Source organism: Serratia sp. NA_112.1 (assembly GCF_052691715.1).
Genome location: NZ_JBQZFO010000003.1, coordinates 235733 through 248198, shown reverse-complemented (window position 1 = coordinate 248198; position 12466 = coordinate 235733). Strand labels below are relative to the sequence as shown.

General features: G+C 51.2%; 15 protein-coding genes and 2 pseudogenes. 6 read left to right on the top strand and 11 right to left on the bottom strand.

From position 1 onward, the window contains the following. Positions 1-46 precede the first annotated feature (46 nt). The 3 genes and pseudogenes from ACUTQ5_RS08955 to ACUTQ5_RS08945 form a co-directional block, all read right to left on the bottom strand. On the bottom strand, positions 47-790 hold the full coding sequence (locus tag ACUTQ5_RS08955) for a DUF3658 domain-containing protein (RefSeq protein WP_445650962.1): 744 nt from the start codon (positions 788-790) through the stop codon (positions 47-49). 143 nt (positions 791-933) lie between these two features. Further along, positions 934-1143, bottom strand: a complete 210-nt coding sequence (locus ACUTQ5_RS08950) for a hypothetical protein (protein ID WP_445650961.1) — start codon at positions 1141-1143, stop codon at positions 934-936. 157 nt (positions 1144-1300) lie between these two features. After that, positions 1301-1420: pseudogene (locus ACUTQ5_RS08945) on the bottom strand (hypothetical protein); the annotation flags it as partial. Between the two features lie 250 nt (positions 1421-1670). Here ACUTQ5_RS08945 and ACUTQ5_RS08940 point away from each other — a divergent pair. Beyond that, positions 1671-2792, top strand: coding sequence for an AI-2E family transporter (locus ACUTQ5_RS08940; protein WP_445650960.1), 1122 nt, complete (start codon positions 1671-1673; stop codon positions 2790-2792). A gap of 242 nt (positions 2793-3034) precedes the next feature. On the opposite strand, the gene tolA is transcribed toward ACUTQ5_RS08940, so the two are convergent. Together tolA and ACUTQ5_RS08930 are read right to left on the bottom strand one after the other, a co-directional pair. Further along, on the bottom strand, positions 3035-3430 hold the full coding sequence (gene tolA / locus ACUTQ5_RS08935) for a cell envelope integrity protein TolA (protein WP_445650959.1): 396 nt from the start codon (positions 3428-3430) through the stop codon (positions 3035-3037). Positions 3431-3723: 293 nt separating this feature from the next. Then, a pseudogene (locus ACUTQ5_RS08930) lies at positions 3724-3891 on the bottom strand (isocitrate/isopropylmalate family dehydrogenase); the annotation flags it as partial. A 328-nt stretch (positions 3892-4219) separates the two neighbouring features. Here ACUTQ5_RS08930 and ACUTQ5_RS08925 point away from each other — a divergent pair. Both ACUTQ5_RS08925 and ACUTQ5_RS08920 read left to right on the top strand, forming a co-directional pair. Then, a complete protein-coding gene (locus tag ACUTQ5_RS08925) occupies positions 4220-4678 on the top strand; it encodes an STM2901 family protein (protein ID WP_445650958.1) in 459 nt (152 codons plus the stop codon). Next, positions 4672-4962: a DUF1493 family protein gene (locus ACUTQ5_RS08920; protein ID WP_445650957.1), complete on the top strand. Its 291-nt coding sequence runs from the start codon at positions 4672-4674 to the stop codon at positions 4960-4962. The genes ACUTQ5_RS08925 and ACUTQ5_RS08920 overlap by 7 nt, the downstream gene beginning before the upstream one ends. A gap of 126 nt (positions 4963-5088) precedes the next feature. Here ACUTQ5_RS08920 and ACUTQ5_RS08915 read toward each other — a convergent pair whose 3' ends face one another. The 6 genes from ACUTQ5_RS08915 to icd all read right to left on the bottom strand — a co-directional run bounded on the left by ACUTQ5_RS08915 (position 5089) and on the right by icd (position 10026). Continuing rightward, the gene (locus ACUTQ5_RS08915) at positions 5089-5973 is read right to left on the bottom strand and encodes an Ig-like domain-containing protein (protein ID WP_445650956.1); all 885 of its coding nucleotides are present in this window, start codon (positions 5971-5973) and stop codon (positions 5089-5091) included. Then, entirely contained in the window at positions 5940-6815 is an 876-nt protein-coding gene (locus ACUTQ5_RS08910; protein WP_445650955.1) for a tail fiber protein, read from the bottom strand. Before ACUTQ5_RS08910 ends, ACUTQ5_RS08915 begins: the two co-directional genes overlap by 34 nt. Continuing rightward, positions 6815-6943 (bottom strand): hypothetical protein, encoded by a 129-nt coding sequence (locus ACUTQ5_RS08905; protein WP_445650954.1) that lies wholly within the window; start codon positions 6941-6943, stop codon positions 6815-6817. Before ACUTQ5_RS08905 ends, ACUTQ5_RS08910 begins: the two co-directional genes overlap by 1 nt. Positions 6944-7012: 69 nt before the next feature. Then, complete coding sequence (locus ACUTQ5_RS08900; protein ID WP_445650953.1) at positions 7013-7369, bottom strand: fimbrial protein; 357 nt, start codon at positions 7367-7369, stop codon at positions 7013-7015. Then, a protein-coding gene (locus ACUTQ5_RS08895) for an IS3 family transposase (RefSeq protein WP_445650952.1) occupies positions 7366-8486 on the bottom strand; the annotation gives its coding sequence in 2 pieces (ribosomal slippage) (positions 7366-8228 and positions 8228-8486; 1122 coding nt in all). Before ACUTQ5_RS08895 ends, ACUTQ5_RS08900 begins: the two co-directional genes overlap by 4 nt. Before the next feature lie 286 nt (positions 8487-8772). Next, complete coding sequence (icd, locus tag ACUTQ5_RS08890; RefSeq protein ID WP_112362581.1) at positions 8773-10026, bottom strand: NADP-dependent isocitrate dehydrogenase; 1254 nt, start codon at positions 10024-10026, stop codon at positions 8773-8775. A gap of 132 nt (positions 10027-10158) precedes the next feature. On the opposite strand from icd, the gene rluE reads away from it, so the two are divergent. From rluE to mnmA, 3 genes are all read left to right on the top strand, one after another. Next, complete coding sequence (rluE, locus tag ACUTQ5_RS08885) at positions 10159-10785, top strand: 23S rRNA pseudouridine(2457) synthase RluE (RefSeq protein WP_445650951.1); 627 nt, start codon at positions 10159-10161, stop codon at positions 10783-10785. Between the two features lie 34 nt (positions 10786-10819). Further along, positions 10820-11266: an NUDIX hydrolase gene (locus tag ACUTQ5_RS08880; protein ID WP_445650950.1), complete on the top strand. Its 447-nt coding sequence runs from the start codon at positions 10820-10822 to the stop codon at positions 11264-11266. A 95-nt stretch (positions 11267-11361) separates the two neighbouring features. Continuing rightward, complete coding sequence (gene mnmA / locus ACUTQ5_RS08875; protein WP_445650949.1) at positions 11362-12465, top strand: tRNA 2-thiouridine(34) synthase MnmA; 1104 nt, start codon at positions 11362-11364, stop codon at positions 12463-12465. Position 12466: the final 1 nt, after the last annotated feature.

The following is a 12466-nucleotide window of genomic DNA, read 5'->3' as shown; positions in this document are numbered from 1 at the left end:
GTTTTCCCGCAGCACAGCACAAAAAACACCGCGCGGGTAAGTAAGGTTAAGCCTGCCGTACCTGAAGTCGATTCATGTTGACCCCGCCAATCTTCGCCTGCAAGACGCCCTGTTCTATTAGTGCGTACAGCCGGAAGTTCAAAAAGGTGTCGCCCACCCAATAGGGTGAATTGACCATCGCGTTGCCCACGACTTTGGAACCCTGAGTGAAATCCTTCGGACAATGTTGTAACAGCAGTGGATCGTGGAAGTCCTGGGTTTTGCCCTGTATTCCTCCCTGAGTGAAAATTCGCACCCGCGCATTGTCCTGCAACAGACGCTGCCAATCGGCGATAAGCGTAGCTCGGTCTTCCGCTGTCAACTCACGCCGCCGGATCCACAAGGATTCGAGCGTTTCAATCGGACAACTACCGGTGGTATCACATCCGGCAAGTTCGGTGACGTTAACCACAAAAACGGCATTTTCCGCCAGCAAAGGCAACAGCGCCCGCAACATCAATTGCTCATCGGAATTATCGCCAATCCACAGGGTCACCTGCCCGCTTACCGCGGCCAACCGTATTTTCAGGCTTTCCATCGCCGCCAGGCGCTGTAAAGAAGTGTCCCATTCGGGGGCGTGAACAGATTGATACAACTCTTGAAACCAGCGGGTTCGATCCTGCAGACCTTGTGCGTCATCCAGTGTGCACAGCGGCCCAAATGACAGGTTATCGGTGAAATCCAGAACGTTTTCTCCCGGATAGGCCAACCTCACACAGCCGCCCGAAAGTGCGATATGCACATCCTTCATCAATGCTCTCCTCCGCCTGTTCCCTAAAATAATCCTGAAGGACTTTTGTCAATATTTCTGCACGATTACTAGACAAAAAATCCTAATTTTCCCACACGAGTAGCATAACCCCCCATTAGGCGGTTAATCATCACTGGCGTAATTTATTTCAGCGCTTCCTGGATCGCATCAGCCATCGGGCCAATGTGCTTTTCTGCGGCCTTCAACTGAAAATCCACGCCGTTACCGTCGTTGGTATCAGACAGCGTGGCCTTGATCAGCTCCAGCGCCGCTTGCACCGCCACCAGTCTTTTATGTTGCTCATCCGTGATCGATTTGGAGCTCATCGTCGTCGGATAGTATTGCTCTAACATCGTTCTCTCCTTGTGATTAGGCCAGCGGCCAACTTAACAGAATTTAAAGATATTTCTAATGCTTCGAGCCACATAATCCACATTCTCTGCGGTTATGTATTCCACGTTAAAATCAATATGGTGAATAAGTTAGCTATCATTGTGCGAACTGAGGTTTTCAGCAGGTAGCAGTCTCAGGCCCCGATACGGGGCCTGAGCGAAACTCCACCCAGTTGGCGCCGGCATCGGCGGAGCGCACACAGTTTTCGACCCAACGCCCGCCCATCGCCAAGGCCTGTAATTAATCCTACGTTCATTCGCAAAGAGTAACGGGTTAGTCAGGCTGGGGGATTTTGTTGTAATAAGCCTGCATCTCCCCCCTCAAATCCCCCTGCTGAACAGATGATGACTGATAAGTTTCATTAATATTTCATCTGTAAAATCCACTACCTGTTACGCGTTTGTGATGATAGGGTTTAATCTTCAAGAAGTGTCAATGCCGTTGAATACCGGCATTGGCGGAGAAATCTATCATCAGAGGGACGCGTATGATGTCTAAGGGTATTTCAAAGGGATTCTTTATTCTGATCCTTTTCATAGTTACCGCTGCTTTTCTGGACGTATTGGGTCCCTATTATTCGTCGGCTCTGTGGGCAATTATACTGGCGGTGATTTTCCATCCAGTGAAGCAAAAACTTAAACAGTATCTGGGGGAGCGAAACGGCCTGGTGTCGCTTTTGACGGTCGCAGTAATCTGTCTGATCGTATTTACGCCCCTGGCGATTATTGCGTCTTCATTGGCTATTGAGCTTAACGTCGTCTACACCAAATTACAGGGTAATAACGCCCAATTCCCGGTAGTTCTGGCCGATACCCTGCGGGTGCTGCCTGGCTGGGCCCGCCATTTCCTTACCGAGCATAACCTCGACAACGCAGCAGAAATACAAAAGAAACTTTCACAGGTGGCATTGCAGGGTGGACAATATCTTGCCGGTAGCGTGTTCCTGATCGGTAAAGGCACCTTCAACTTTGCCGTTGGTTTTGGCGTAATGCTCTATCTGCTGTTCTTCCTGCTGAAAGACGGCCCTTATCTGGTTAACCTGTCGCTCGAAGCCTTACCGTTATCCGAGCACGTTAAACATCATCTGTTTGTGAAATTCGCCGCGGTTTCCCGCGCGACGGTGAAAGGCACGGTAGTGGTTGCAATAGTGCAAGGCGCGCTCGGCGGCCTGGCGTTTTACATCACCGGTATCGAGGGCAGCCTGCTGTGGGCCGCATTGATGGCGTTCCTGTCCATCATCCCTGCTGTAGGTTCCGCCATTATCTGGGTACCCGCCGCCATCTATTTCTTCGCCACAGGTCTGTTGTGGAAAGGCCTGTTCCTGGTGAGCTTCTTCGTGGTGATCATCGGTTTGGTCGACAATATCCTTCGCCCGCTGCTGGTGGGTAAAGACACCAAGATGCCGGATTATCTGATCCTGATTTCAACCCTGGGCGGTATGGAGATTTACGGCATTAATGGCTTCGTCATCGGCCCGCTTATCGCCGCTCTGTTCATCGCCTGCTGGAATATTCTTTCCGGCCGCGACAGTGCCGATACCACCGATGAGATTGATGAAGATTTTATCGAGGAAGGCAAGAATCACCCTGATGCCACCAAGGTGGATTAAAATATTGCGGAGATTTTTACTGCCAGTAAAAACCGGAGCCCTGCGGCTCCCGTCAGACTGATGACAAACCTCATTCCTGCCCAGAGCGAGTAGAGGCCGATAAATAAAAATCAGGAAAATCAATTTATTGATTTTCGGCTGCTCACCACAAAGCAACCTAACGGGAGCCCTGCGGCTCCCATTGTTGTTCAAACATAAAATACAATCACATCTGTTGAACGATAGTTTTTTCATTCAGCCGCTTAGGGGCGAAATTCGAGTACGGAATTTTTAAAAACACCGTAAACCGCTTGTGACGGCGGCTTGGGGAAGCGGGTATTTGTGATTGCCTTTATAGCAGCCCGGCAAAGGGCGGGATCACCACTTTCAGACCGGACATACAAAAGCATCCCATCCGGGGCAAACTTCATTCTTACAGAACATTTCTTGCCGGCATAGGCGTTGGCATCATAGAAATGGCTCTGAATCGCAGCGCGTACCTGCCAGGCATAGTTGCTAACCTCATCCCCTGCTGCAGGAGTTGCTTTGCCGTCAATGGCAGCAAAAAGATCATCGACACCCTCCGCAGACGGCCCTGCGTTCGCCTCAGTATTCGCCTTGGTACAGCCTGTCAGCCATAGTGAGACGACAATAAGCATTAATGACGGCAGGTTTTTTTAAATCCTGAATGAACGCTATTCATGATTCCCTTCTTTTAGAATAGTCACTGGAAAGAACTGAATCGCCACGGGTTTAACAGACACCTCAGAGTCCATAGAAGTAATTTCTTGCTTGATTCTAGTTTTGAAAGTAAGTCTTTCAGCAAAGCAAGATGAGAAAACCGACTAGGTTTTGATAATTTATTTTGATAACGTTTTGATAACCGTTGCGGTTTGAATAATAAAAAACGGGAACCATCAGGCTCCCGTTATCATTTAACGCTAAAACACACTTACATGTGTTTAACGATAGCGTCGCCAAACTCTGAACATTTCAGCAGTTTAGCGCCTTCCATCAGGCGTTCGAAGTCATAGGTCACGGTCTTGGCAGCGATTGCGCCTTCCATGCCTTTAACAATCAGGTCAGCCGCTTCGAACCAGCCCATGTGACGCAGCAGCATATACTACCGATAAAATAACAATCTGAAATATATAAATAAATTCCGATTTTTTTTGTTTTCTGACATCCATTGAATCGTGTTTCAAACGCCTTTATTCTCGGTGGGTTTCGTTGAGTTTTGCAGAACAACCCCGCAAAAATTTTGAGCAATCAGTAATCAAAAAAATGATGATCGGACACCATTATTTTTTCTCTCGAACTAAAGCGGCAGCATCCCGCAACACACCTCAGAACAAAAACCGGGCCATTTTCCCAAATCAGCATCCAGCATAGAAATGTTTCGCTTCAGTTGGTATGTTAGGCAACAACTAAAATGACAAGGAAAAGTTATGGATACGGTTGAAGAATTAGGCGGGACGTACTTTTACAAGGGTATGCAAAATCTGAGCGCTGGCGAGTTGTTCTTTTGGATTTTTTGTGAAGAAACGGCAGATCAACTAGGTATTCAGGATATTGCGGCCGTAGCAGCTATCCATTCGGGGAGGAACATATCGCCAACAAGAGGGAAATTTAAAACAGCTATACCTGATACATCTCTCGCATCTCGACAAGCCCGCAAAGTTTTCGGCAATAAAATGTTCCCCTTCGGGTTGAAAATGCCCTCAGTAATAGGCGGTTATCCTCCATCAACATTAAAAATTCGCATGGTAAGAAAAATGGGGACTTTTGTTGGTCGTGCGATACCAGTCCTTGGATGGGTGATTTTGGCTAAAGATATAACAGAGATTTCATTTAGAGCTACGATTCATTACAACACCATAGCCCGCGGGAGTGACAAGATATGGTAGTCGACATTGAAAAGCGTATTTTAGAGATGGTGGAACCTTACAATGGACGATCGTGGCTTACTTTAAAAAAACCAATGCTGACCGGCGATAGTTCGCTGAACTACACAATGAAAATTGACGAACAGGAAGCTATGGATTTGCTGGATGAGATTTTCACGGAATTCCATCTTGAACATGATACATTGGACTTCAGCACCTATTTCCCTAACGATAAATCGCCACCAAAACCTCTTACCATAAATATGCTCATTAAATCAGCCAAGGCTGGACGGTGGTTGTATTAGGTCGGCAAACGCCGACCCTTTACTCAATACGCCTTCCATGCAGAAAACACCAGCGGACTGCCGAAAGCATAGCGTCGGTACTCAACCGTTGAATTATAGGGCATATACACCTGACGACAGGCCCCCTTATCTACCCCGGTGCGGAATAACCTTCAATGCGCCGGCCAGTGCCTCAGGATAATTCAGCGCCAACGTGGCATTGCTGGTCATGTTCTGGTAGTACTCTCCCGGCTCAGTGACATCGTTTAGATCGGTGCCTGCGGGTAACGTTTTATCGACCACAGGCACCGAGCCGGTGTCCTTCGCTGTTAATGCATCCTTAGTCGCCAACGCCCCAAGGCCCAGGTTCTTCTGAGACTCGGCCTGCGCCACTTCCCCCGCATCGGCAATTTCAGACAAGTTATTTTTAATTGCCAGAAAATCAGATACCACCGGTGCAGCGGTAACTTTTACAACCCGACTGGCACTTTTCCCTGAAACATCCCCGGCAACACTGATCGTCGCCGTTCCCTCTCCAGCAGCGATCAGTTGTCCATCAGCCGTAACACTTCCCACAGCACTGTCTGTCGAACCGTAACTAATGTTTTCAGTGGCATTCAATGGTGTTTTCGTTACTTTCAACGCATAGGTGTTACCCGCAACCTGATCGGGAATGGCAGCCAGCGTTATTGACGTTAATAGAATATCCACCCGCACAGTCACACGCACGCTCAGGCCCGAGCTGACACTCGCGATAATATCTGTACTGCCTGGGCCAACAGCACGGAATAGCCCGCTCCCATCAATCGTACCCACCGCGGTATTAGTGCTTACCCATGTCACCGGGAAGCTAGGGGCAAGATCGACGGGCAGAACCTGAGCGCTGAATTGCTGCGTTGCACCCACACCAATATTCAACGATGACGGCGTTACGATAATGTTCGTTGGTGTTGGCTCTGGCTTGATGTTGTCAGCCTGGTCTGTTTTGACGATGTACATTAATGCCGTATTTGCTGGATATGGGTCACCCATCCCTGAGGATCCATCCTACCGTTTCGGATTACCCGTAGCACTAAACTGCCCACTGCCGCTGGAGGAATACCCCCCAACCGTGACCATCCACTATCCCCGGTGACTACGAAAGCCCCGTAGGACTCTCCGCTATTATCATCGCCTCGATTGATGAGCCAAATATCATCATTATTCCCTGCTGGAGCCCATAGCCTGCCCGTATGGTGATAATGGTTCGTGTCAGCAGCCGCTTGTTCACTCAACATGCTTCGGCCTGGATCAGGGTCTGCATTTGAACCATGTGCCCAACCACGTACAAACTTCCCTCGCAAGTCAGGCACATTGCCCGATGGGAATACAGCATGTAATTTGGGGTTCTTGGCTATATCAAATCCCTGTCCATTGGCCTCAATCCATCCATCAGGCGGTGTCATGCTGCCCCATGAAACAATAACCCCGACTGGCAACAGGAACGGTGCCAACTCAGTCGTTATGTCGCCAATGGCGTTTTTAATGGCCTGCTGCAGCGTGGGCGGGGTAATAATTAGCGTGTCGTCAGTGCCTGCGTCGGCTTCACCCTGGGTAGCCCGGCGGTAGATAAAGGCTTGCCATTGTGCACCTTCGGTACCGGGTTCAGTTGCATTATTCTCCGCCAGCGAAACATAAGAGGCAAATGCTCCATTACCCTGACGGTGGCGGACCACCACGCCAGCGCCATACTGATAAGCCGTGCCGCCGTTGTTCGCTGGCGTGATCCACTCAGGGAAGCTGTCCGTCTGATACTGACGCAGTGCGACCGTAATGGCATTCAGTATGCTGTTCATCGCATCACGCTCTACCGCTTTGGCGCGGGCGTCGCTCATCAAGTCTTTTTGATAATCCTCTCCCCAGCCCTCGAAAAACTGACAAAACCCTCTGTGCTTTTCTCGTCGGGAATTTGTTGTTTATCGCCAGCACTGGCAAAGGGGATACGGAAAAATTTTTGATCCATTGTGATCTCCAAATAAAAAAGGCAACTGCATATACAGTTGCCTCAGTGTTCAATAGTGGATTAAACAGGTTATTGATAGTTCAGTGTGAACTGCGCCAAAGCCTGGTAATCGCCCGGCTTAATATTTACCGGTACGCCATCCCCTTGCAGGTAAGCAGTAAATGGAAGGGTATTACTCCCATTCTGGAGAGAAATACTTTTACTTGGCGATCCCAGTTTAATCACTTCGCCCGCGCCATCAGTAAATGCAATACTCGCGCCACTGGCCGTGCCTGAAATTCCAAGCCGACCGTCTTTACCCTCTACTCCAGAAAAGGTGACATTTACGCTATTGCTCCCCCCGACTTCACAATTTTCCAGGTCAATTGAAAAATGGCGAGGTGTAGACTTACCTGACCTGCCCCCAGGATTAGATACAACGCTCACTTAGTAATGTCGGATCCTTCACTATCAGAATTACCCTTTCTCCAGCTCGCTGCAAATTCAGACGGCGTCTGATAATTCAGCGCGGAGTGCGGGCGACATTCGTTATAATCCTGACGCCATTCGCTGATGGTTTTCCTGGCATGATTGACGTCGCTGAACCAGTGTTCATTCAGGCATTCATCGCGAAAGCGTCCGTTAAAACTCTCAATAAATCCGTTCTGTGTCGGCTTGCCGGGCTGGATAAGCCGCAGCTCCACGCCATGCTCAAAGGCCCATTGATCGAGCGCGCGGCAGGTAAATTCCGGGCCCTGATCAGTTCTTATTGTCGCCGGATAGCCGCGAAACAGCGCAATGCTGTCCAGAATACGCGTGACCTGAACACCTGAAATCCCAAAGGCAACAGTGACCGTCAGGCATTCCTTCGTGAAGTCGTCCACGCAGGTCAGGCACTTTATCCTGCGACCGGTGGCCAGCGCGTCCATGACGAAATCCATCGACCAGGTCAGGTTGGGCGCTGCAGGGCGGAGCAGCGGCAGACGTTCCGTTGCCAGTCCTTTACGACGTCGTCTGCGTTTTACACCCAGCCCGCTGAGAAGATAAAGGCGGTACACGCGCTTGTGATTAACCAGAAGCCCTTCACGGCGCAGTAACTGCCAGATGCGGCGGTAGCCAAAACGCCTGAGCTCCAGTGCCAGTTCAGTAATGCGCCCTGATAAATGCGCATCAGCCGCCGGACGCTGAGCCTCGTAGCGGCAGGTCGACAGAGACAAACCTGTAAGACTGCAGGCACGACGTTGCGACAGACCGGTCGCATCACACATAAACTCAACGGCTTCCCGCTTCTGGCCTGTCGTCAGTACTTTCGCCCCAGAGCCACCTGAAGCGCCTCCTTATCCAGCATGGCTTCGGCAAGCAGCTTCTTGAGTCTGGCGTTCTCTTCCTCAAGCGACTTCAGGCGCTTAACCTCGGGCACCTCCATACCGCCATACTTCTTGCGCCAGGTGTAGAAAGTAGCGTCTGAAATAGCATGCTTACGGCAGAGTTCACGGGCAGAAACCCCGGCTTCAGCCTCGCGGAGAATACTGATGATCTGTTCGTCGGAAAAACGCTTCTTCATGGGGATGTCCTCATGTGGCTTATGAAGACATTACTAACATCGCGGTGTGTTAATCAACGGGGAGCAGGTCACCATCTTTAAATTCCCTATTACGATGATTTCGTAAAACTATCACATTACTTATGTGTTTAGTATTAGTGCAATCACGTTTTTTACGAGAAATAATCGATAACGAAATTTGTACGTTTTTCAATCCGTTTTGCAGAAGTTTTGCAGAAGAATTTTTTGAGAGGGGAAAAACTAAGGGGGCCGAAGCCCCCGTTAACATTTTCAGCAATGCTGAAAATTACATATGCTTAACGATAGCGTCGCCAAACTCTGAACATTTCAGCAGCTTAGCGCCTTCCATCAGGCGTTCGAAGTCATAGGTCACGGTCTTGGCAGCGATTGCACCTTCAGTGCCCTTAACGATCAGATCAGCCGCTTCGAACCAGCCCATGTGACGCAGCATCATTTCTGCAGACAGGATGATGGAACCTGGGTTCACTTTATCCTGACCGGCATACTTAGGTGCAGTGCCGTGGGTCGCTTCGAACAGTGCGCAATCGGAACCGATGTTGGCACCCGGTGCGATACCGATACCGCCAACCTGTGCGGCCAGGGCGTCGGAGATATAGTCACCGTTCAGGTTCATACAAGCAATTACGTCGTATTCAGCCGGACGCAGCAGGATTTGCTGCAGGAAGGCGTCGGCGATCACGTCTTTAACCACGATCTCTTTACCGGTGTTCGGGTTCTTGATTTTCAGCCATGGGCCGCCGTCGATCAGCTCACCGCCGAACTCTTCACGCGCCAGTTCGTAGCCCCAATCCTTGAAGGCACCTTCGGTGAACTTCATGATGTTGCCTTTGTGAACCAGAGTCACAGAGTCACGGTCGTTGGTGATTGCGTATTCGATCGCTGCACGAACCAGACGTTTGGTCCCTTCTTCAGAGCATGGCTTCACGCCGATACCGCATTGCTCTGGGAAGCGGATTTTCTTCACGCCCATTTCGTCGCGCAGGAACTTGATCACTTTGTCTGCTTCAGCAGAACCGGCTTTCCACTCGATACCCGCATAGATGTCTTCGGCGTTTTCGCGGAAGATCACCATGTCGGTCAGCTCTGGCTGTTTAACCGGGCTTGGGGTGCCCTGGTAGTAACGCACCGGACGCAGACACACGTATAGGTCCAGTTGCTGGCGCAGGGCCACGTTCAGGGAGCGAATACCGCCACCGACTGGGGTAGTCAGCGGGCCTTTAATGGCAACGCGGTAGTCACGGATCAGATCCAGGGTTTCTTCCGGCAGCCACACGTCTTTCCCGTAAACGTGAGTGGATTTTTCGCCGGTGTAGATTTCCATCCAGGAGATTTTACGTTCGCCGTGGTAGGCTTTTTTTACTGCTGCATCAACCACGTGAATCATAGCAGGGGTAACGTCGACGCCAATGCCGTCGCCTTCAATAAACGGAATGATCGGGTTATTCGGAACAACCAGTTTACCCTGGGCATCGACCGTAATCTTTTTACCTTCTGCCGGAACAACTACTTTGCTTTCCATCAACCTCTCCTTCAAGCGCAATTTTTGTTAATGCTTTGTAAGATGCGTGTAGATACTACTGGAATTTTCTGTCCGCGCCAATCCGAAACGGATTCAGCTATAATGCGCCTATCATCCGTAATCTCAACTGTTATGAAAAAATTCCCTGTTAGAAATCACAAAGTTAAACGATTCAGCCCGCCTGCTTCCGCCAAACCTGCTATCGCGCAGGGGCCGCGTCGCGTGGTGTTATTCAACAAGCCCTTCGATGTGCTGCCGCAATTTACCGATGAGGCCGGCCGCACCACGCTGAAAGAATTCATTCCTTTTCCTGATGTTTACGCCGCCGGGCGACTGGATCGCGACAGCGAAGGATTATTGGTGTTAACCAATGACGGCAAGCTGCAGGCGCAGCTCACGGAGCCGGGTAAACGCACCGGCAAAGTGTATTACGTGCAGGTAGAAGGCGCGCCCCAGGACAGCGATTTAGTCGCTTTACGCAACGGCGTCACGCTCAAGGATGGCCCGACCCTGCCGGCCGGCGTGGAGTTGGTCGCCGAACCGCAATGGCTGTGGCCGCGCAATCCGCCGATCCGCGAACGCAAGTCGATCCCCACGGCCTGGCTGAAAGTCACTCTGTATGAGGGAAGAAACCGCCAGGTACGTCGCATGACTGCACATATCGGCTTCCCTACCCTGCGACTGATTCGCTACAGTATGGGTAATATGTCATTGGGGGAACTGCAACCCGGTGAATGGAAATGCCTTGATTCACTTTAGTCCGCCCGTCAATCCTTCGCTGTAAGGGGCCTCCATGTTTAAACCGCACGTAACCGTTGCCTGCGTAGTTCACGCCGCCGGCAAGTTTTTAATCGTCGAAGAGACCATTAACAGCAAGGCACTCTGGAACCAGCCGGCCGGCCATCTCGAGTCCGATGAAACGCTGGTACAAGCCGCAGAACGCGAGCTGTGGGAAGAAACCGGCATTCGCGCCACGCCGCAGTCGTTCCTCAAGCTGCACCAGTGGATCGCACCGGACAACACGCCGTTCCTGCGCTTTTGCTTTGTCATTGAGCTGGAGCAGCAATTGCCGACCGAGCCGCACGACAGTGACATCGACCGTTGTTTGTGGCTGAGCGCCGAAGAGATTTTGCAGGCGCCCAACCTGCGCTCCGCTCTGGTCGCCGAAAGCATTCGTTGTTATCAGCAGCCGGAACGCTACCCGCTGTCGCTGGTCAGCAGCTATAACTGGCCGTTCTGAGGTGAATAAGTGCCGTGCGCCGACGAAGGCAACGTGGTAAAATCCTGCGCTTGTTTTTTATCAGCACGGTTAGTGTTCAAGTTCGCGAGATCCCCATGTCAGACAACAGCCAGAAAAAAGTAATCGTCGGTATGTCCGGCGGCGTCGACTCTTCCGTTACTGCCTATCTGTTACAGCAACAGGGCTATCAGGTCGCTGGGCTGTTTATGAAGAATTGGGAAGAAGACGACGATGAAGAGTACTGCTCCGCAGCGACCGATCTGGCCGATGCACAAGCGGTATGCGACAAACTCGGCATCGAACTGCACACGGTGAATTTCGCGGCAGAGTACTGGGACAACGTGTTTGAACTGTTCCTGGAAGAGTACAAGGCCGGCCGCACGCCGAACCCGGACATCCTGTGCAATAAAGAAATCAAATTCAAAGCCTTCCTGGAATTCGCCGCAGAAGATCTGGGGGCAGATTTTATCGCCACCGGCCACTACGTGCGTCGCCAGGACGTTGACGGCAAAAGCCGTCTGCTGCGCGGTGTCGACGGCAACAAAGACCAGAGCTATTTCCTCTACACCCTGAGCCACGAGCAGGTCGCACAAAGCCTGTTCCCTGTCGGTGAACTGGAAAAACCAGAGGTGCGCCGCATCGCTGAACAGCTTGAACTGGTGACCGCCAAGAAAAAAGACTCCACCGGTATCTGCTTTATCGGCGAACGCAAATTCCGCGACTTCCTCGGCCGTTATCTGCCAGCACAACCCGGCCCGATTGTTAGCGTCGACGGCCAAACCGTCGGTGAACACCAGGGTCTGATGTACCACACCCTGGGCCAGCGCAAAGGGCTGGGTATCGGCGGCATGAAAGACAGCAGCGAAGATCCATGGTACGTGGTGGACAAAGACGTCGCCAACAACGTGCTGGTGGTCGCGCAGGGGCATGAGCATCCGCGCCTGATGTCCGTCGGGCTGATCGCGCAGCAACTGCATTGGGTCGATCGCCTGCCGCTGAGTGGGCCGTTCCGCTGTACGGTGAAAACCCGTTATCGCCAGCAGGATATTCCCTGCACCGTCACCCCGCTTGACGAACAACGCATTGAAGTGCGTTTCGACGAGCCGGTCGCCGCCGTCACCCCAGGTCAGTCAGCCGTGTTCTACCTGGATGAAATCTGCCTCGGCGGCGGCATTATCGAACAGCGTTTACAGGAGTAAT